Genomic DNA, 20,223 nt, shown 5'->3' with positions numbered 1-20,223 from the left:
CTCCTCGACGTGAGGACCCAGGCGGTCGACCCTCACTACTCGAGCTCCCCGATGGTCCGTCCCATCCTGGTGCCGCCAGTCGCGTCTGTCTCCATTGTCCCCGATCCCCGAGCCGCCCGCCCACGCGGGGACAAAGCCCACGCCGCCCGGATCACCGCCTTGCGCAGTGCCCCCAATCTCCGTGATCTCCGTGATCTCCGTGATCTCCGTGATCGAAGTCGTCCCGTGGTCGCGGGGGCGGCCAGGACGAGCCTTCGATCACGAGGAGCCTCGCAAGAACGGCGCGGCGCCGACGTCGGCGCGATCGCGTGCCCGCCGCCGCGCTGCAGATCCTGCCTCTCGTGATCGAAGTCGCCGCGTGGTCGCCCCGCCGGCCGGATCCGTCCTTCGTTCACGACGCGGACGAGCCGCTCGGCGCAATGGAGCCGACCGTCAAAGTCCGCATCACACATGACCACGGAACTACCGTGCCACCACTGATCCACCGAAATTCCGTGATCACTGGCAACCCCGGCCACCCGGCGCGCCCCCACAGAATGACGCGGTCGACGCACCGGTCGCTGATCAAAAGTCGCGTGCGGGCCGCCCCGGCGGCCAGATCCGACCTTCGATCACGAACCGCCAAAGCACGACGCCGATCCAGCCGACGCGACCGGCCGACGCGACCGGCCGACGCGACCGGCCGACGCGACCGGCCGACGCAACCGGCCGACGCGACCGGGGCGGAGCCGACGCGATTGGGCGCACTCCTTGTCGGATTCTTTCGCCCGTGATCGAAGTCGCCGCCTGGTCATCGGAACGGCCAGAACGAGCCGTCGATCACGAGGGGGGGCGGGCGGGCCGGTCCGGGGGCAGGCGAGGTCAGGCCGTCAGCGTCGCCGTCCACGACCGGGTCGTCGCGCTTACGAACAGGGTGGGCGCAGAGCGGAGCGATCGGGCACCCGCTGCCCGTGCTCGCGGGGTCGGACGGACGAAGGCGGGGCGCCCCCTGAGGGACGCCCCGCCAACGGCAGAACGGGAACAGCGGAACAGCGACGGCTGGTTGCGGGAGTCGTCAGGCGACCGGGCGGACCACGATCCGGCGGGCCGGCTCGACGCCTTCCGACTCGCTCTCCACGCCCGGGAGCGCGTTGATGACGTCGTGGACGCACTTGCGCTCGAAGGCGCTCATCGGCTCGAGCCTGACGGCCTCGCCGTATTCCTTCACCTTCTCGGCGGCGTTCTTGGCGATCGCGCCGAGCTCCTTGCGGCGCAGGGCCCGGTAGCCGCCGACGTCGAGGAGGAGACGGCTGGGGGAGCCCGTCTGCCGGAAGACCGCGAGGCGGCTCAGCTCCTGCAGCGCCTCAAGGGTGGCGCCGCGCTGGCCGACGAGCGCCTGGAGGCGGCGGCCGGAGCCGTCGCCGCCCTCGACGACCTCGACGACGGGACGGCCGCTGACGACGAGCTCGTCGATGTCGCCGTCGTAGTCGAGGATGTCGAGAAGGCCCTCGACGTAGTCGGCCGCAATCTCGCTCTCCCGGAACAGGTCGGCCGCCGCTCGGCCGTTGCCGCCGGCGGCTGCCGGCGTGGCGTCGCCGTCGCCTTCGCCTTCGCCGGCGTCGTCGCCGTCCTCGACCTCTTCGAGGTTGGCGTCCTGATCCAGAGCGTCGCCCTTGGTGCCGCGCGCGTCGAGATCACTGGTGGTGTCGGTCACGAAACTCATCTCCGCTTGTTTGGGGCGCCGAGGCGCCGTCACAGGTCGTCGGTGAGGGGTGGTGGTGCACAGGGAGCGCCCGCTCGCCGGTCCCGGGGTGAGGGGTGGGACCGGCGTGGTCGCATCAACCCGACTGCCGCTTCGCGGCGCCACCCTTCTTCGGGTTGATCGGCTTGGCGCCGGGCTTCGGGGCGAGCGCCCGGCCGTTGGTCTGCTTCGCTGCGGCCGCTGCCGCCTGCTGCGCCGCGGCGTCGTCCTTGGCCTTGCTCAGCATGGCCCGGAAGCCGCCGGCCGGCTTGGCCGCCGGGGCGCCGCCCTTGGTCAGGGACGTGGTGCCCGCCTTGGCGCCGCCCTTGTACGGGGTCGTGTTCGCGGAGGCGCTCGGCGGCGGCGGGTACTTGTGCAGGACCCAGTACTGCTGCCCGAGGGTGATCGCGTTGTTGGTGACCCAGTAGATGATGACACCGATGGGGAAGTACCAGCCGGAGGTCAGGGTGAAGAACGGGATGCCGTAGAGCATGAACTTCTGGATCATGCGCTGCTGCGGGTCGGTGTTCCAGCCCGTCTTCATAATCATCTGACGCTGGGTCAGGTAGGTCGTCGAGATCATCAGCGCGACCAGGAGGGCGGCGACAATCTTGACGGTGGTCGAGTTGGCCTCGATCTTGGCGAGGTCCGAGGCGCTGCTGCTGAACTTGGCGACGATGGGGGCGTCGAAGAGCCGGGCGTCGACCGCACCCATGAACTCCGGGATGCTCCAGCCGTACAGCTCCATCTGGTGGTCGGAGGTGCCGGGCTTGAGGTGGCGCAGCACGTGCAGGAGGCCGATGAAGACGGGGATCTGCAGGAACATCGGAAGGCAGCCCATGAGCGGGTTGACCTTCTCCTCCTGGTAGAGCTTCATGACCTCCTTCTGGAGGGTCTCCCGGTCGCCCTTGTGCTTCTCCTGCAGCTCTTTCATCTTCGGCTGGATCGCCTGCATCGCACGCTGCGACTTGATCTGCTTCACGAAGATCGGGAACAACACGACGCGGACCGAGATCACCAGGAAGACGATCGCGAGAACCCACTGCCAGTTGGTGCCGAGCGTGCGGTGGTCGGGCACGACCTTGTCCCACACGGTGTGCCAGAACAGCATCACCTGCGAGATCAGCCAGTAGATCCCGCCCATCAGCTTGCTAATCACGACACTGCTCCAGTCACGTCGACTCGGGCTCGGGCGAGACTCCCCGGCGCGGTGGCACCGGATCGAACCCACCGGGGTGGAATGGGTGGCAGCGCAGCAGCCGCCAGGTCGCGAGACCGATTCCCCGGATCGCGCCGTGAGTGCCGACCGCCTCCAGGGCATAAGCGCTGCACGACGGGTAGAACCGACAACGCGCCGGCAACGCCGGGCTTATCCAACGACGGTACGCGACGATGGGAGCGGCAACGACCCGGGCTCCGACGTTCATCGACGTCCCTCCCGGCTCTTGGGACGGCGCGCGGCCGTCAATGCTGTTTCAAGGTCACGGCCGAGGTCCTCGAAGCTCGCCGAGGCAGAGGCGGGCAGTGCACGGACGACGATCATCGAAGCTGAAGGCAGTGCGGCCATGTGCGATCGGATCAGGTGACGAAGGCGTCGCTTCACCAGGTTTCGGACGACGGCGTTGCCGACGGCCTTCGACACGACGAAGCCGGCCCGCGCGGGCACGGCACCCGCGTCACCACTGCTGGTTACCCCGTCGGCCCCCGAGTCACCCGCGACCGCATCGGGTGCGGCCGCGTCGGCCAGATCGGGACTCACCGACGCAGACACGACGAAGCCGGCGCGTGCAGATGGTTGATCTGCTGGCGCCGGCTCGATGGTCGACTGCAGGAAATGCACCACGAGGGCTCCGCGACCGGCGCGGCGACCGTTGCGAATGGTGGCGGCGAAGTCTTCACGCCGCCGCAGACGCTGAGCGGCCGCAAGCACGCTGCCTCCCGGAGGGCCGCGTCGGCTCAGGCCGAGCCGGCCGCCAGGCGGTCGCGCCCCTTGGCGCGGCGCGCCGACAGGATCGAACGGCCGGCACGGGTGCGCATGCGCAGCCGGAAACCGTGGGTCTTCGCGCGCCGGCGGTTGTTCGGCTGGAAGGTGCGCTTGCTCACGTCGGGCTCCGTCTTCGTAGCGGCGTAGGGCTGGTCACTGGAGTTTATCAGGGAAAGCTTCCCCAGCCGAACCAGGGTACGCGCGGCCCTACAGACCGTCAACGATGGCTAGGAACGCCCCGAAATCCACAGGTTGCTTGTGGACAACGGTTGAGTGGTTGTGGACAACGCTGTTAACGTGCCCGGTTGCCGGTAGACACCGCGACGACCGGCAACGGGACACAAAGGACTTTCCGCAACCAATCGGATGCGCCACAGGGGGCATGGCACCGCATCCGACCTGCAAAACCTCCACAGCTCGGTCGAACACCGCCAGGTCGACACGGGGCGAGAGGGAATCAGGACGATCCGTCCACGGCACATGACTCGTTGATACACAGGTTGTGGAAAACCTGTGGACAATGGGGCCGGGACGGGCGGAACTTCCGGCGCACGGTCCACTCGCGGTGGGGGCGACGATGGGGGTGCGCGAACGGTGACTGACACCGACCTCGCAGCGGTGTGGCATGCGGCGACGGACGAACTCGCAGACGAGATCGTCTCGGCGCAACAGCGTGCCTATCTGCGGCTGACGAGGCTACGGGCCATCGTCGAGGACACCGCGCTGCTCTCCGTGCCTGACGCGTTCACCCGCGACGTCATCGAGTCGCGCCTGCGCCCCGTGATCACCGAGGCGCTGTCCAGGCTCCTCGGCCGGGCGATCCAGGTCGCCGTCACGGTCCGGCCGCCGGAGGACGCACCGCCGCTGCCGGCGCCGTCCGCCTCGCACTGGTCCAACGGCACCGCCGGCCAGCTGACCGAGCCGACCTCTGCGCCCCCGTACCAGGGGCAGCCGCAATACCAGCAACCGCACTATCAGCAGCCCCAGTACCAACAGCCGCCGCAATATCAGCAGCAGCCGTTCCAGCCGCAGCACGGGCAGCACGACCAGTCCGGACAGCGCGGCCCTCAGGGACAGCAGCCCAACCAGGGCCAGCAGTCGCCGAACCACGGCAACTCGCACGGCGGGCAGCAGCCGCCGACCGCCCGCGAGGGCAGCGACCGCCTGTTCGACCTGCCGACGGACACGAACTGGGCACCGGCGGAGCGGACCGAGCACTCCGGCACCGCGTTCGAGGCCGCCCGCGACGAACGGCTGCGCCGCTCTCCGCAGCAGGACGAGGACCCCCTGCCGCCCCGCCCGCCGTCCAACCCCGGCACCGGCCGCGACGACCGGCGCAGCGCGCAGACTCCCGCGGGGGACTCGGCCGGCAACAGGCTGAATCCCAAGTACACCTTTGAGACCTTCGTCATCGGCTCCTCGAACCGCTTCGCGCACGCCGCGTCGGTCGCCGTGGCCGAGTCGCCGGCCAAGGCGTACAACCCGCTGTTCATCTACGGCGACTCCGGGCTGGGCAAGACGCACCTGCTGCACGCCATCGGCCAGTACGCCACGATGCTCGGCAACGCCCGGTTCGTGCGGTACGTGTCGACGGAGGAGTTCACCAACGACTTCATCAACTCGCTGCGGGACGATAAGACACAGGCGTTCCAGCGGCGGTACCGCGACGTCGACATCCTCCTGATCGACGACATCCAGTTCCTGGAGACGCGCGAGCGGACGCAGGAGGAGTTCTTCCACACCTTCAACACCCTCCACAACGCCAACAAGCAGATCGTGATCAGCTCCGACCGCTCGCCGCGGCAGCTGGCGACGCTCGAGGACCGTCTGCGGACCCGGTTCGAGTGGGGCCTGCTCGCCGACATCCAGCCGCCGGACCTCGAGACCCGTATCGCGATCCTGCAGAAGAAGGCGGCACAGGAGCGGCTGTTCGCGCCGCCGGACGTGCTGGAGTTCATCGCCTCGCGGGTCGCTTCGTCGATCCGGGAGCTGGAGGGCGCGCTGATCCGCGTCACGGCGTTCGCGAACCTGACCCGTGCGCCGGTCGAACTCGGGCTGGCCGAGGAGGTGCTGCGGGACTTCATCCCGGACGGCTCCGGGCCGGAGATCACCGCGGACCAGATCATGGCGTCGACTGCGGACTACTTCGGGGTCAGCCTGGAGGACCTGCGGGGGCACAGCCGGTCGCGGGTGCTCGTCAACGCGCGCCAGGTCGCCATGTACCTGTGCCGCGAGCTGACCGACCTGTCCCTGCCCCGCATCGGCCAGGCGTTCGGCGGCCGGGACCACACCACGGTCATGCACGCCGACCGCAAGATCCGGCAGCAGATGGCGGAGCGGCGCTCGCTCTACAACCAGATCGCGGAGCTGACGAACCGCATCAAGCAGACGACGTAGGGGTCTCTGAGCCCTCTGTGGGCCGCGACGGGCGCAGTCAGCCTGTCCGGCCCATGTTGCGTTTGGGCTCCTTCGCCGACTCAGGCGACGGCGAAGGGGCATCCGCCGGAGGCGCGCCGGCTGTGCACAACCCACGACGTGAACACTGCTCACCAACGGGGTCTGTGGATATCCCTGTGGGCATCTCTGTGGGTAAAAAAGTTATACACAGCTATATGTCTGAAATGCACTATCCACCGGTGTTGACCACAGGCTGTGGACGGACCGGGTTGTCCACCGTTTCCACAGGCCGTCGAGCTGGGATCCAGGCGCTTATGCCCATACGTTTTCCACAACCCCGTCCCCAGGTAGTCCACAGGCTGGGTGCATACGTCCTCGAGGGGTGTACTTGCGATTCCCACAGGGGGTGTGGACACGGCCTGTGGATAACGTCGTTTGTGCCAACTCTTGAACACGCTCGGCCACTGATCGGTGACAAGTGACCGGATGGCTACGCGTTGTTCACAGGCGCTGTCCACAGTCTGTGGATAACTTCTGGGGACGACATGTGGAAGGACTGTGGACCCATCCGAAGAGTGATCGCAGCACCAACGGAAAGTGATGGTGGCTCGGGACGAGTTATCCCCAGATCGTGGACGAACCCTGTGGAAGACCGGTGGATAGCCGGTGGACAACGCCTGTGGAAATCCGCTTATCCACAATCCACAACCTTGTACACAGGTGGTTATACACAGTCCATACCCAGAGACATAAGTGGTCTGACCTGCTAGAACGAGGGTTGTCCACAGAATCCACAACACCTATGACTACGAAGTAAATCTCTTTAAAAGAGAGAAAAAAGCAATCATCAGCAAGTGGATAAGTTCTCGGTTCGAAATTTGGAGGGGTCGGTGCACGGCACCGTCGTGGAAGCCCTAAGGTTCGATGCAGCACCACGCTTGAGACGAGACGACGCGGGAGGACCGCGATGAAGTTCCGAGTCGAGCGCGACGCGCTCGCCGATGCCGTCGCCTGGACAGCCAAGAGTCTGCCCAGCCGCCCTTCTGTGCCGGTGCTTGCCGGTGTTCTGCTCAGAGTCGGTGACGGCCGCCTTCAGGTGTCCGGCTTCGACTACGAGGTGTCCAGCCAGGTGACCGTCGAGGTCCAGGCGGACGCCGACGGCGCGACGCTCGTCTCCGGGCGGCTGCTCGCGGAGATCACTAAGTCGTTGCCGGCCAAGCCGGTCGACGTCGCCGCGGTGGGGTCGCACGTCGAGATCACGTGCGGCAGTGCCCGGTTCACCCTGCCGACGATGCCCGTCGAGGACTATCCGACGCTGCCGGAGATGCCAGAGCTGGCAGGCACGGTCGACGCGGCCACGTTTGCCGGTGCCGTCTCGCAGGTGGCGATCGCCGCCGGCAGGGACGACACGCTGCCGATGCTGACCGGCGTGCGGATCGAGCTCGAGGGCACCAAGCTGACCCTGCTCGCCACCGACCGCTACCGACTCGCCGTGCGCGAGCTCGAGTGGCGGCCGGACGAGCCCGACGTCAGCCTCGCCGCGCTCGTTCCGGCGCGGACCCTCGACGACACCGCGAAGACGCTCGGGCCGGTCGGTGGTCTGGTGTCGGTCGCGTTGTCCCGGGGCAAGCTCGGCGAGGGGATGATCGGTTTCGCCGGTGGCACCCGGCGCACCACGTCCCGGCTGCTCGACGGCGACTTCCCGAAGGTGCGGGCGCTGCTGCCCGACACGCACAACGCCCAGGCCAGGATCCGGGTCTCCGCCCTCAACGAGGTGGTCCGGCGCGTCGGCCTGGTCGCCGAGCGGTCCACCCCGGTGCGGTTGTCGTTCAGCGCCGACGGTCTCGTGGTCGAGGCCAGCGGCAGCGAGGACGCGCGGGCCAGCGAGGCGATGGACTGTGCGTATGAGGGCGAGCCGATGACGATCGCCTTCAACCATCAATATCTGCTGGACGGCCTGAAGGCGCTCGACGCTCCGATCGCCGTGCTGTCCTTCACTGACCCGAAGAAGCCTGCGGTCATGTCCCCGGCCAAGGATGATGGAGAAATCGTCCCTGGATACTGGTACTTGATCATGCCGGTTCGCATCGGCAGCTGAGTTTCGGAGGCACCAGAAATGCAGCTCGGTCTCATCGGCCTGGGCAGGATGGGCTTCAACATGCGCGAGCGGCTTCGGGCCGCCGGCCACGAGGTCATCGGCTACGACCACCACCCGGACGTCACCGACGTGTCGTCCCTCAAAGAGCTGGTCGAGAAGCTCGCCGCGCCGCGCGTGGTGTGGATCATGGTTCCGGTGCAGTACACGGAGCCGACCATCGACGAGCTCGCCGGCCTGCTGTCCTCGGGCGACATCGTCATCGACGGTGGCAACTCGCGCTTCAGCAACGACCGCCCGCGGGCCGAGCGGCTGGCGACGAAGGGCCTCGGCTACGTCGACGTCGGCGTCTCCGGCGGTGTCTGGGGCCGCACCAACGGCTACGCACTGATGGTCGGCGGCGACAAGAAGCACGTCGAGCACTGCATGCCGATCTTCCAGGGGCTCAAGCCCGAGGGCGAGTTCGGCTTCGCACACGCCGGCCCCGTCGGCGCCGGTCACTACGCGAAGATGGTCCACAACGGCATCGAGTACGGCATGATGCACGCCTATGCCGAAGGCTACGAGCTGCTCGAGGCCTCCGAATACGTCGAGAACATCCCCGAGGTGTTCAAGTCGTGGCGGGCCGGTTCCGTCGTGCAGTCGTGGCTGCTGGACCTGATGGACCGGGCCCTCGATGAGGACCCCAACCTCGACGGCCTGCGTGGCTACGCCGACGACACCGGTGAGGGCCGCTGGACGGTCGAGGAGGCCATCCGGCTGGCCGTGCCGATGAACGTGATCGCGGCGTCGCTGTTCGCCCGGTTCGCGTCGCGGCAGGACGACTCGCCGGCGATGAAGGCCGTGGCCGCGCTGCGCAACCAGTTCGGCGGCCACGCGGTCAAGAAGGACTGAGTTTGTACGTCCGGGGTCTCGAGCTCGTCGACTTCCGCAGTTACGAGCGGGTCGTCGTCGAGTTCGGGCCCGGGGCGTGCGTGCTCGTGGGCCCCAACGGCGTCGGCAAGACCAACCTGGTCGAGGCCCTCGCTTATGTGGCAAGCCTCGAATCGCACCGGGTTGCGACCGACGCGCCGCTGGTCCGGTTCGGCACGAGCCGCGCGGTGGTCCGCTGCGCCGTCGTCCACGACGAGCGTGAGCTGCTCGTGGAGCTGTCGATCGAGCCCGGCAAGGCCAACAAGGCGCGGCTGGGCCGCTCGCCGGTGACCCGTACCCGCGACATCCTGGGCGCACTGAAGCTTGTGCTTTTCGCGCCGGAGGATCTGTCGCTGATCCGCGGCGATCCGGGCGAGCGCCGGCGGATGCTCGACGAGCTGCTGGTGGCCAGGCAGCCGCGCTTCGCCGGGGTGCGCTCCGACTACGACCGGGTGCTCAAGCAGCGCAACGCGTTGCTGCGCAGTGCATACCTGGCCCGCAAGACCGGCGGCAACCGCGGCGGGGACCTGTCGACCCTCGACGTGTGGGACACCCATCTCGCGCAGCACGGTGCGCAGCTGGTCCGCGCCCGGCTCGACCTGGTCGCCGCGCTCGGCCCGCACGTGGCGAAGGCGTACGCGGCGGTCAGCGCCAGCCGGTCCGACGCCAAGATCGCCTACAGCCCGTCGTTTTCGCTGCCGGCGCAGTCCGACCTCGAGCCCTCCGGACGGGCCGGCATCGAGCAGGCCCTGCTGGCCGCGCTCGCGGAGGCCCGCAAGCAGGAGGTCGAGCGCGGGGTGACATTGGTCGGCCCGCACCGTGACGAGCTGACGCTGACGTTGGGCGAGCTGCCCGCGAAGGGGTACGCCAGTCACGGCGAGTCCTGGTCGTATGCGCTCGCGCTGCGGTTGGCGGCCTACGATCTGCTGCGGGACGACGGCGTGGAGCCGGTGCTGGTGCTGGACGACGTGTTCGCCGAGCTTGACGTGGGTCGCCGGGAGCGGCTGGCCGAGCTGGTCAGCGGCGCGAGTCAGGTCATCGTCACCTGTGCGGTCGACGACGACGTGCCGCGTTCGCTGCGCGGCACCCGGTACGAGGTAGGCGGAGGCGAAGTGCGACGTGGCTGAAACAGTGTCACCCGGCGATTCCGCGGGCGCTGAGAGGAGCGGCCCGGAGCTGGCACGCGCCGCGGTCGAGGCCGCCCTCGCCAAACGCAGGGCGCAGCCGCGCCGCAAGGCCGCCACGGATCCGGCGACCGGGGAGCCGCGCCGGCGGCGGGGCTACACGGGACCGGGGCCCGACCCGAGGGATCCGCAGCCGTTCGGCACGCTGCTGGAGCGGATGATGAAGGCGCGCGGCTGGCAGAAGCCGAAGGCCGAGGCGACCGTGTTCGGGGAGTGGGAGCGGGTCGTCGGCGCCGACATCGCCGCACACTGCCGGCCGATCAAGCTGGAGGACGGCGAGCTGACCGTCGAGGCGGAGTCGACGGCGTGGGCCACGCAGCTGCGGATGCTCGCCGGCCGGCTCATCGCCCGCATCGCGGGTGAGGTCGGTCACAACGTCGTCAAGAAGCTGCACATCCAGGGGCCGAGCACGCCGTCGTGGAGCCGCGGGCCGATGCGGGTGCGCGGGCGGGGCCCGCGCGACACCTACGGCTGACCGCCCGGCTGACCGCCTTGGAGCCGGCGTGGGCGGCTCCTTCGAGAAGTCGGCGTAGACGGCTCCTTCGAGAAGTCGGCGTAGACGGCTCCTTCTAGAAGTCGGCGTAGACGGCGAACCCGCGGTTGGCGCAGCGGCGGTAGAACTTCGCGAGCACGTCGAGCTCGGCGATCGTGTAGCTCCACTGCGGCGCGTTGCCAGTGTCGTCGCGCAGCGCGTCCAGGCGGCTCTGCAGCCACCGCAGCTGCTGTTCTGCCAGGCGTGACCCTTCGAGCGCCCGGCGCAGCACCGTGCTCACTGTCTCGAACGTGATCTCGTCGCCGAACTCCTGGTGGCCGTTGACGAAGCGCTCGAGGCCGCCGGCGATCCAGGCACAGTCGTCGGGGCTGATCACCGGATCCTCGTCCTCGGCGGCCGCATCGGTGGCGAACAGCACCCCGTTGAGCCCGAAGAGCAGATCGACCAGCTCCGTGTAGCCGGTCACGCGCACCGTGCCGGTCTTCGCCACGTGGTCCGCCAGCGCCGCGGCCGGCCCCGCATGCAGCGGCAGCTTCTCTGCCAACCCGGCGAAGTCGACGAACTCGGCCGGCGCCACCGGGTCGTAAAACCGTCCGGTGCGCGGCCACTGCACGGCGACGTTGTCCAACCCCATCGCGGACCCCTCGCTCTCACACTTGCCCCGCCCCCGCGGCGGGGAACATACGGCACGAACGGCCGCTTGCGCGACCCCCGCAGGTGCCGAACCCGGTGACCGCCTCGCGGCGCTCGCCGTGCCGCCCGTCATCGCCCGCCGGACCCCCTTCCGCGTAGGGGGACCTTCAACCCGCACCGTTCGGGCCGCTACGGGGACTACAGTGCCGTCCCGATGCGAAAATGTCGCACGCGCACAGTAGGATTGCGGCAGGAGCGAAGGCTCTGAGAACCAGCCGACACATCCCGCGTGCACGGGTCCGCGGTGTCGGCCCGCCGGTGATCGCGGCGCCCGCTCGGTGGGGCGCAGGACACCGGCGTGCCTGCGCCGCGACTGTAGTGCTCGCATGAGTCCGCACGAGACCCGGGGCGCCGAGCGGCGCGGCCGGCCAGTGCGAGAAAGCGACCGAGGGTGGCAATAAACAAGCCCGAACAGTCCTATGACTCCTCATCGATCAGCGTCCTCGAGGGGCTCGAGGCGGTCCGCAAGCGGCCAGGCATGTACATCGGCTCGACCGGCGAGCGCGGCCTGCACCACCTGGTGTGGGAGGTCGTGGACAACGCCGTCGACGAGGCCTTGGCGGGCTATTGCGACACCATCGATGTCACGCTCCTTGAGGGTGGCGGGGTGCGGGTCGTGGACAACGGTCGTGGCATTCCGGTCGACATGCACCCGAAGGAGAAGCGGCCGACCGTCGAGGTCGTCCTCACGATGCTGCACGCCGGCGGCAAGTTCGACGGCCAGGCCTATGCCGTCTCCGGCGGTCTGCACGGCGTCGGCATCTCGGTCGTCAACGCGCTGTCCACCCGGGTCGACCTGGTGATCCACAAGGACGGGTTCGTCTGGCGGCAGACCTACCGCAACTCGGTGCCCGAGCCGCTGCAGAAGGGCGAGCCGACCGACCGGTCCGGCACCAGCGTGACCTTCTGGCCCGACGGCGTGATCTTCGAGACCCTCGACTTCAACTACGAGACGGTCTACCGGCGCATCCAGGAGTATGCCTTCCTCAACCGTGGACTCAAGATCGCGCTGCGCGACGAGCGCGCCGACGTCCCGGAGGAGAAGAAGGAGGTCGTCTTCTGCTACGAGAACGGCATCGCCGACTTCGTGCGCCACCTCAACGCGACGAAGACGCCGATCCACCGCTCGGTGGTGGAGTTCGGCGCCGACGGCGACGGCATCTCGGTGGAGATCGCCATGCAGTGGAACGAGTCGTATGGCGAGAGCGTCTACACGTTCGCCAACACGATCAACACGCATGAGGGCGGCACGCACGAGGAGGGCTTCCGCAGCGCCCTGACCTCCGTGGTGAACAAGTACGGCGCGGACAAGAAGTTCCTCAAGGGCGACGAGAAGCTCACCGGTGAGGACATCCGCGAGGGTCTGGCCGCAATCATCTCGATCAAGCTGACCAACCCGCAGTTCGAGGGCCAGACGAAGACCAAGCTCGGCAACACCGAGGCCCGCAGCTTCGTGCAGAAGGTGTGCAACGAGTGGCTGGTCGACTGGTTCGACCGTAACCCCGCCGAAGTCAAGATGATCATCACCAAGGCGTCGCAGGCCGCACGGGCGCGCCTCGCCGCCTCACAGGCGCGCAAGCTGGCCCGGCGCAAGTCGCTGCTGGAGTCCGGCTCGATGCCCGGCAAGCTGGCCGACTGCCAGTCCAACGACCCCCGGGTCTCCGAGCTGTTCATCGTCGAGGGCGACTCCGCCGGCGGCTCGGCCAAGCAGGGCCGTGACCCGCGGGTGCAGGCGATCCTGCCGATCCGCGGCAAGATCCTCAACGTGGAGAAGGCGCGCATCGACCGCGTCCTGAAGAACAACGAGGTCCAGGCGCTGATCACCGCGCTCGGCACCGGCATCCACGACGAGTTCGACATCGAGAAGCTGCGTTACCACAAACTGATCCTGATGGCCGACGCCGACGTCGACGGCCAGCACATCCAGACGCTGCTGCTGACGCTGGTGTTCCGGTTCATGCGCCCGCTGATCGAGCTCGGCCACGTGTATCTCGCCGCGCCGCCGCTGTACAAGATCAAGTGGAACAAGAAGGGCGACGACGCGCAGTACGCGTACACCGACCGGGAGCGCGACGGGCTGATCACGCTGCGCCAGCAGAGCAAGCCCAACGCCAAGCCGGACGACATCCAGCGGTTCAAGGGCCTCGGTGAGATGAACTACCCCGAGCTGTGGGAGACCACGATGAACCCGGAGACCCGCATGCTCCGTCAGGTGACATTGGACGACGCTGCAACCGCCGACGAGCTCTTCAGCGTCCTGATGGGCGAAGACGTGGAAGCACGCCGCTCGTTCATCCAGCGCAACGCCAAAGACGTCCGGTTCCTCGACATCTGACCTGCGGATACTGAGAAAAGGGATAAAGAGTGACGGAACCGACTTCCACCCCGGAGACTTCCGACGAGGGTGGTTCAGCGGTCGCGAGCAGGATCGAGCCGATCGGCATCGAAGTCGAGATGGCGCGTTCGTACCTCGACTACGCGATGAGCGTGATCGTCGGGCGTGCCCTGCCGGATGTTCGTGACGGTCTCAAGCCCGTGCACCGAAAGATCCTCTACGCCATGTTCGACGGTGGCTACCGCCCCGACCGCGGCTACGTGAAGTGCGCCCGCGTCGTCGGCGACGTGATGGGTAACTACCACCCGCACGGCGACGCCTCGATCTACGACGCCATGGTCCGTATGGCGCAGAGCTGGTCGCTGCGCTACCCCCTGATCGACGGCAACGGCAACTTCGGTTCGCCGGGCAACGACCCCGCCGCCGCCATGCGGTACACGGAGGCCCGGCTCGACCCGCTCGCCATGGAGATGCTGCGGGACATCGACGAGGACACCGTCGACTTCGTCCCCAACTACGACGGCCGGGCCCAGGAGCCCACGATCCTGCCGTCGCGCATCCCCAACCTGCTCGTCAACGGCAGCACCGGCATCGCCGTCGGCATGGCGACCAACATCCCGCCGCACAACCTGCGGGAGATCGCCCAGGCCGTCCAGTGGTGCCTGGACCACCCCGAGGCCGACGAGGCCGAGACGCTCGACGAGCTGATCAAGATCGTCAAGGGCCCCGACTTCCCGACCAAGGGCCTCATCGTCGGCACGTCCGCGATTATCGACGCCTACCGGACCGGCCGCGGCTCGATCCGCATGCGCGCCGTCGTCGAGGTCGAGGAGGACACGCGCGGGCGGACCATCCTCGTGGTCACCGAGCTGCCCTATGCGGTCAACCCGGACAACCTCGCCGAGCGCATCGCCGACCTCGTGAAGGAGGGCAAGCTCGCCGGCATCGCCGACATCCGCGAGGAGTCCTCCGGCCGCACCGGCATGCGCCTGGTGATCGTGCTCAAGCGTGACGCGGTCGCCAAGGTGGTGCTCAACAACCTCTACAAGCACACACAGCTGCAGGAGACGTTCGGCGCCAACATGCTGGCGCTGGTCGACGGCGTGCCCCGCACGCTCAACCTGGCGCAGTTCGTGCGGCACTACGTCACGCACCAGATCGAGGTCATCGTCCGGCGCACCAAGTACCGGTTGCGCAAGGCCGAGGAGCGCGCGCACATCCTGCGCGGCCTGGTCAAGGCCCTCGACATGCTCGACGAGGTCATCGCACTCATCCGGCGCTCCCCGAGCGCGGAGGAGTCGAAGAACGGCCTGATGAACCTCCTGGAGATCGACGACATCCAGGCGACCGCCATCCTCGACATGCAGCTGCGCCGGCTCGCCGCACTGGAGCGCCAGCGCATCTTCGACGAGCTGGCGAAGATCGAGATCGAGATCGCCGACTACAAGGACATCCTGGCGACCCCGTCCCGGCAGCGTCAGATCGTCTCCGAGGAGCTCGCCGAGATCGTCGCCCGTCGCGGTGACGACCGGCGCACGCAGATCATCCCGTTCGACGGCGAGGTCTCCATGGAGGACCTCATCGCGCGCGAGGACGTGGTGGTCACGATCACCCGCACCGGATACGCGAAGCGCACCAAGGTCGACCTGTATCGCTCGCAGAAGCGCGGCGGGAAGGGCGTCTCCGGTGCGACACTGAGGCAGGACGACATCGTCAGCCACTTCTTCGTCTGCTCCACGCACGACTGGATGCTGTTCTTCACGAATAAGGGACGCGTCTACCGGGCAAAGGCTTACGAGCTGCCCGAGGCAAGCCGGGTTGCGAAGGGTCAGCATGTCGCCAACCTGCTGGCGTTCCAGCCCGACGAACACATTGCACAGGTGATCGAGATTCCGAACTATCAGGTGTCGCCGTATCTGGTCCTGGCCACCAAGGACGGTCTGGTCAAGAAGACCAAGTTGGAGGAGTTCGACTCCAACCGGTCCGGCGGGATCATCGGCATCAACCTGCGCGAAGAGGACGAGCTGGTGGGCGCCGCGCTGCTCGGCCCGGAGGACGACCTCCTCCTGGTGAGCAAGCAGGCGCAGGCGATCCGCTTCACCGCCAACGACGACACGCTGCGCCCCATGGGCCGGGCAACGTCGGGGGTGATCGGGATGCGCTTCGCCGAGGGTGATGAACTGCTCGCGATGGAAGTGGTGCGCGAGGGGATGGATCTGGACGTTCTGGTCGCCACCGACGGTGGTTTTGCCAAGCGGACTCCCATCGAGGAATATCCGGTGCAAGGACGCGGCGGTAAGGGCGTTCTCACGGCTAAAATCACGTCTCGTCGCGGGGGGCTGGTCGGCGCCGTGGTGATCGATCCGGATGATGAGCTCTTCGCCATCACCTCAAATGGTGGCGTGATCCGGACTCCCGTGAAGCCTGTACGACGTACGAGGGATCGGAACACAATGGGGGTCAAGCTCATGGACCTGCCGGAGGGTGTGACCATCGTCGCGATCGCCCGCAACGCCGATGAGCCCGACGAACAGGACTAGTTGATGACAGACACACAGGCGAAGTCGGGGACCGCCTCGGCAGCAACCGATGAGGCCAAGCCGGCCGGAGAGGCTGCCATGACGGGATCTGACTCGGGGGCGCCTGCCGCCGGCGGGGACGCCGGTGCGGTCAACGGGACCAGCACGCACGGTGAGACCACCATCGGTGGCACGCCGAAGTATCAGCGTGCCCCGGGCATGGTGCCGCCGCCCGATTCGTTGACGGTGCCGATCCAGTCACCGCCGTCCGTGGCGAAGGGCAAGGCGGGGGTCGTCACACCCCCGCCCGTGACGCTCGGCTCGGCCGCACCCGCGGCGCCCACCAGTGGCGCGGCGACAGGCACGGCCAGCGTCGCGGTCGCCCGCGCCTCGGTGCGCCCGACCAACGCGGGCGCCACGCAGGCGCTGAATGCGCCCGCGGCCGCGCCGGCGGTGAGCGGGTCCGCCCGCGTCACCGAGGCCGTCCGCGCGGCCCGCAAGACGGTCAGCTCCGCGGTCGGCCGCGGCCCACGCCGGGCCCGGCTGCACCTGAAGCGCATCGACCCGTGGTCTGTGATGAAGTTTGCGTTCGCGGTGTCCTTCGTGCTGTTCGTCGTCGTCATCGTCGCCACGTCGGTGCTCTACCTGGCCCTCGACGCGATGGACGTCTTCAACAGCGTCAACAAGGCACTCGCCGACATCGTCAGCTCCACCGGCGGCCAGGCCGACAGCACCTTCCGCATCACCGCGAAGGGCGTCATCGGCGGCGCCGCCCTGCTCGGCGTGGTCAACGTGGTCCTCTTCACCGCGCTCGCCACCCTGGGCTCCTTCATCTACAACGTCTGCGCCGACCTGGTCGGCGGCATCGAACTGACGCTGGCAGAGAAGGACTGACCTGCTGTTTTCCCCACGGCGGGCCGTTCGGCCCGCCGTGGGGGGAACCGGTTTGAGGCTTCGGTGCCGCGTGCGGTAACCTTGGCCGTCGCGCTGATACGCCGCTTTTCGCGGGGATCGGTGTAACGGGGCTATAGCTCAGTCGGTTAGAGCGCAGAGCTGATAACTCTGAGGTCGCTGGTTCGATTCCAGCTAGCCCCACATGTGGAAAAAGGTGCTTCTGGTGGTCGCAGTCGTCGGTGCCGCTGCCTACGTCGCCAAGCGCGTGAAGACCGCAAGCGAAGAGCGCGCGCTCTGGCATGAGGCGACGACCGCCCCGGACCTGCGCTAGTCACACCGAGGGATTCCCCTCGCCCGGGGGCGTAGCTCAACTGGCAGAGCACCGCCTTTGCAAGGCGGGGGTTAGGGGTTCGAGTCCCCTCGCTTCCACCAATTGGCTCTTGCTGCTCGCGGCCCCCTATGGGGGCCGCTCGCCCGCGTGGTGTCAGCATTCCTCGCGCAGCCTTCGGCTGCTCCCCAGTGGGGGGCTCCGCCCTCCCACGCCCCCCCCGAAGATCTGGTGGCTGGTCCCGTTTCCTGAACGGGCATCGGCGGGGGCTCGCCGTTCGAGGGTGCGGGAAGATGAAGTAGTCGGCGCGATCCTGCGGTGAAGATTGTCGTCCGGCGCGTGCAGATCCAGCGAGCGGAACTTCACGGGCGGAGACGGGCGTGTGCCGTCCTGCGGGGCAGCGTGCGGTCAGGCCGGGTGGTAGGTGAGGTGGGCGACGCCGGTCGGGAAGGTTTCCGAGGCGGCGAGCTGCAACGGGGTCCGCTTGCCGGTGTCGTCGAAGAGGCGCTTGCCGCCGCCGAGGACGATCGGGCAGACCATGAGGTGCAGCTCGTCGAGCACGCCGGCGTACACCAGGGATCGGACCAGCGTGGCGCTGCCGGTGATCGTGATGTTGCCGGCGGGGAGGTCGGGTCGCTGCTTGAGGTCAGTGAAGGCGGTGGCAAGCACCGTGGCGTTGGTCCAGTCGACCGAGGTGAGGGTCGTCGAGGCGACCAGCTTCGGGGTGTTGTTCATGAAGTCGGCGACCTCACCGCTCTGACCGGGCCAGATTGCGGCGAACTCCTGGTACGTGTGGCGGCCGAGCAGCAGTGTGCCCGTGGCGTCGCGGCGGGACTTGATTGATTGGCCGACCTCGTCGCAGTAGTAGGCGAAGCTCCACTGCTCCGGCGAGCCGATGACGCCGTCCAGCGACATGTGCAGCCCGGCAACGATCTTCCGCATGGTGGGTGCTCCTTCGAGTAGGTCATCTTTTACTGATGCGTCGAATGGACCGGGGCGCGTTCGACACAGCTGGCACGATCATCGGCATGCCTTCGACGCTGCCGACGCATCCGCTTGCGGTGCTGCCGCTGAAGTTGTGGCGGCCGCGATGGTTCGACGGGGTGGCGATGGTCGCCGGGGCGGCGGCGCCGGACACCGCGTACGCGTTCGATCGGATGACCTACGGGGCGAAGGTGCCGCGGCATGGCGTGCACGCTTGGGGCTACTCGACCGAACACCTGCTGGGTGCGTTGTGGTGGAGCGTGCCGGTGGCGCTGCTCATTGCCTGGCTCATCCGGCTGGGTGCGCCGGTGGTCGCGGCGCATCTGGGCCGGCAGGACGGGTGGGCGCGGGACTACGCGGTCCTCGGGCGGGTGCGGCACCGGTGGTGGATCACCGTGAGCTCGGCGGCCATCGGCGTGGCCAGTCACCTGTTGTGGGACCTCGTCACGCATCCGGGACCGCTGGATTCGTGGTTCGTCATTCGCCAGACCAGTGACTACGCCTCGCTGATTTTGACCCCGTTGTTCATCTGGTACGCCGGAAGCCGCCGCCTCCTACGCCAATGGCACGGTGCCCCGCCGGCCGTCGACCGGCTGCCGAAGGTGTTCTGGCCGGCGGCAGCGGTGGTCTTCGCGTGCGGCGCGGCGGTGACGTGGCACCTGGGGTACCACGGACCGCACATCGTCGGCGTCCGGCTGATCACGTCGCTGATGCTCGGGCTGCTGGCCGGTGCGGCCGCGGTGGCCGTCGCCGCGCGCACGGCCCGGGTCGACGAAGAGCAGAAGGTCAGCGTGTAGATCAAGGGATCGACCGACGGTCAACCGATCCGCAGGCTGCGCTCCACCCAGCGGTCGGACGCGATCACCGGCGGGGGAAAATGGGCCATGACCACCATTTACGTTCCCTATCACCTTGACGAGCGGCTGGACGGGCTGGTCGACGAGCCGGCGGACGTGACCGTCGCCGCCGAACTCCCCGAGGATCCTGACATCTGGGGGCGGCTGGCGGCGCTGTACGAACGGGTCGCCGACGAGGTCAGCAAGGCCGATGCGCCCGTGGTGATCTCCGGGGACTGCACGGTCTCCCTGGGCACGATGGCAGGCCTGCAGCGCAAGGGTGTGGACCCCGCGATCGTGTGGTTCGACGCGCACGGCGACGTGCAGACGCTGGAGACGACCACCTCGGGCTACATCGGCGGGATGCCGTTGCGGCTGCTGGTGGGGTACCGGCCGGAGCTCATCGCCGATCGTCTCGGCCTGCGCGCGCTGGATGAGCGGCGGGCGGTGCTCGTCGACGCGCGGGACCTCGATCCGGCAGAGGTGGACTACCTGCGCGGTTCGGGGATCCGGCGGTACCCGCTCCAGGACCTCGAGCTTCCCGAAGGCCCGCTGGTGGTGCACGTCGATCTGGACGTCGTGGACGGCGCCGAACTGCCGGGGCTACTCTTCCCGGTGCCCGGCGGGCCATCGATGCGCGACGTGCTGGCGAAGGTGGAGGCGATCATCGCCACCGGCAGGGTCGTCGCCGTGGACCTCGCCTGCACGTGGCGGCCGGGAAACGGTGCCGAGGCGCGAGGGTTCATCCAAACGGTCTGCAAAGACTTCGGAAAGGATCCTAACAACTTTCGGACTCAACGTGATCACTGAAGTGCGGAGTGTACTCGCGTCGCGCGAATCCGTGTGACG

The 20,223-nt window shown here is 68.0% G+C and carries 17 protein-coding genes, 2 tRNA genes, 1 pseudogene and 1 riboswitch; of the genes and pseudogenes, 13 read left to right on the top strand and 7 right to left on the bottom strand.

Annotated features, from left to right (window positions below):
- Positions 1–8: 8 nt before the first annotated feature.
- Positions 9–93, bottom strand: a riboswitch (ZMP/ZTP riboswitch).
- Positions 94–1,054: 961 nt separating this feature from the next.
- The 5 genes and pseudogenes from OHA72_RS08165 to rpmH all read right to left on the bottom strand — a co-directional run bounded on the left by OHA72_RS08165 (position 1,055) and on the right by rpmH (position 3,823).
- Positions 1,055–1,702 (bottom strand): Jag family protein, encoded by a 648-nt coding sequence (locus tag OHA72_RS08165; protein ID WP_327007225.1) that lies wholly within the window; start codon positions 1,700–1,702, stop codon positions 1,055–1,057.
- 115 nt (positions 1,703–1,817) lie between these two features.
- Complete coding sequence (gene yidC, locus OHA72_RS08160; protein WP_327011504.1) at positions 1,818–2,864, bottom strand: membrane protein insertase YidC; 1,047 nt, start codon at positions 2,862–2,864, stop codon at positions 1,818–1,820.
- An 11-nt stretch (positions 2,865–2,875) separates the two neighbouring features.
- Positions 2,876–3,147, bottom strand: a pseudogene (yidD, locus tag OHA72_RS08155) (membrane protein insertion efficiency factor YidD).
- Positions 3,144–3,650, bottom strand: coding sequence for a ribonuclease P protein component (gene rnpA, locus OHA72_RS08150; RefSeq protein WP_327007224.1), 507 nt, complete (start codon positions 3,648–3,650; stop codon positions 3,144–3,146). The pseudogene yidD and the gene rnpA overlap by 4 nt, the downstream one beginning before the upstream one ends.
- Positions 3,651–3,676: 26 nt before the next feature.
- The gene (gene rpmH / locus OHA72_RS08145) at positions 3,677–3,823 is read right to left on the bottom strand and encodes a 50S ribosomal protein L34 (protein ID WP_203849339.1); all 147 of its coding nucleotides are present in this window, start codon (positions 3,821–3,823) and stop codon (positions 3,677–3,679) included.
- A gap of 394 nt (positions 3,824–4,217) precedes the next feature.
- Between rpmH and dnaA the strand changes: the two genes are divergently transcribed.
- From dnaA to OHA72_RS08120, 5 genes are all read left to right on the top strand, one after another.
- Complete coding sequence (gene dnaA / locus OHA72_RS08140) at positions 4,218–6,101, top strand: chromosomal replication initiator protein DnaA (protein WP_442788537.1); 1,884 nt, start codon at positions 4,218–4,220, stop codon at positions 6,099–6,101.
- 967 nt (positions 6,102–7,068) lie between these two features.
- The gene (gene dnaN / locus OHA72_RS08135) at positions 7,069–8,199 is read left to right on the top strand and encodes a DNA polymerase III subunit beta (RefSeq protein WP_327007222.1); all 1,131 of its coding nucleotides are present in this window, start codon (positions 7,069–7,071) and stop codon (positions 8,197–8,199) included.
- A gap of 18 nt (positions 8,200–8,217) precedes the next feature.
- Positions 8,218–9,090 carry a phosphogluconate dehydrogenase (NAD(+)-dependent, decarboxylating) gene (gene gnd, locus OHA72_RS08130; protein ID WP_327007221.1) on the top strand — a complete coding sequence of 291 codons (873 nt, stop codon included), beginning with the start codon at positions 8,218–8,220 and terminating at the stop codon, positions 9,088–9,090.
- 2 nt (positions 9,091–9,092) lie between these two features.
- The gene (gene recF, locus OHA72_RS08125; RefSeq protein WP_327007220.1) at positions 9,093–10,235 is read left to right on the top strand and encodes a DNA replication/repair protein RecF; all 1,143 of its coding nucleotides are present in this window, start codon (positions 9,093–9,095) and stop codon (positions 10,233–10,235) included.
- A complete protein-coding gene (locus OHA72_RS08120; protein WP_327007219.1) occupies positions 10,228–10,767 on the top strand; it encodes a DciA family protein in 540 nt (179 codons plus the stop codon). The genes recF and OHA72_RS08120 overlap by 8 nt, the downstream gene beginning before the upstream one ends.
- Before the next feature lie 94 nt (positions 10,768–10,861).
- On the opposite strand, the gene OHA72_RS08115 is transcribed toward OHA72_RS08120, so the two are convergent.
- The gene (locus OHA72_RS08115; protein WP_327007218.1) at positions 10,862–11,419 is read right to left on the bottom strand and encodes a hypothetical protein; all 558 of its coding nucleotides are present in this window, start codon (positions 11,417–11,419) and stop codon (positions 10,862–10,864) included.
- 456 nt (positions 11,420–11,875) lie between these two features.
- On the opposite strand from OHA72_RS08115, the gene gyrB reads away from it, so the two are divergent.
- From gyrB to OHA72_RS08085, 6 genes are all read left to right on the top strand, one after another.
- Positions 11,876–13,813, top strand: a complete 1,938-nt coding sequence (gene gyrB, locus OHA72_RS08110) for a DNA topoisomerase (ATP-hydrolyzing) subunit B (protein ID WP_327011503.1) — start codon at positions 11,876–11,878, stop codon at positions 13,811–13,813.
- A 29-nt stretch (positions 13,814–13,842) separates the two neighbouring features.
- On the top strand, positions 13,843–16,353 hold the full coding sequence (gene gyrA, locus OHA72_RS08105; RefSeq protein WP_442788536.1) for a DNA gyrase subunit A: 2,511 nt from the start codon (positions 13,843–13,845) through the stop codon (positions 16,351–16,353).
- Between the two features lie 3 nt (positions 16,354–16,356).
- Positions 16,357–17,226: a DUF3566 domain-containing protein gene (locus OHA72_RS08100; RefSeq protein ID WP_327007217.1), complete on the top strand. Its 870-nt coding sequence runs from the start codon at positions 16,357–16,359 to the stop codon at positions 17,224–17,226.
- 127 nt (positions 17,227–17,353) lie between these two features.
- Positions 17,354–17,427: transfer RNA gene (locus OHA72_RS08095), tRNA-Ile, on the top strand.
- A gap of 1 nt (position 17,428) precedes the next feature.
- Positions 17,429–17,557: a DLW-39 family protein gene (locus OHA72_RS08090; RefSeq protein WP_239136238.1), complete on the top strand. Its 129-nt coding sequence runs from the start codon at positions 17,429–17,431 to the stop codon at positions 17,555–17,557.
- A gap of 25 nt (positions 17,558–17,582) precedes the next feature.
- Positions 17,583–17,658: transfer RNA gene (locus tag OHA72_RS08085), tRNA-Ala, on the top strand.
- Between the two features lie 304 nt (positions 17,659–17,962).
- Here the strand turns inward: OHA72_RS08085 and OHA72_RS08080 are convergent.
- A complete protein-coding gene (locus OHA72_RS08080) occupies positions 17,963–18,496 on the bottom strand; it encodes a dihydrofolate reductase family protein (protein WP_327007216.1) in 534 nt (177 codons plus the stop codon).
- 5 nt (positions 18,497–18,501) lie between these two features.
- On the opposite strand from OHA72_RS08080, the gene OHA72_RS08075 reads away from it, so the two are divergent.
- Positions 18,502–19,335 carry a DUF4184 family protein gene (locus OHA72_RS08075; RefSeq protein WP_327007215.1) on the top strand — a complete coding sequence of 278 codons (834 nt, stop codon included), beginning with the start codon at positions 18,502–18,504 and terminating at the stop codon, positions 19,333–19,335.
- A 156-nt stretch (positions 19,336–19,491) separates the two neighbouring features.
- Complete coding sequence (locus OHA72_RS08070) at positions 19,492–20,184, top strand: arginase family protein (RefSeq protein ID WP_327007214.1); 693 nt, start codon at positions 19,492–19,494, stop codon at positions 20,182–20,184.
- Positions 20,185–20,223 lie beyond the last annotated feature (39 nt).

Origin of the sequence: Dactylosporangium sp. NBC_01737, from assembly GCF_035963215.1 — a bacterium.
GTDB lineage: Bacteria > Actinomycetota > Actinomycetes > Mycobacteriales > Micromonosporaceae > Dactylosporangium.
This window is presented reverse-complemented; position numbering and strand designations above follow the sequence as displayed.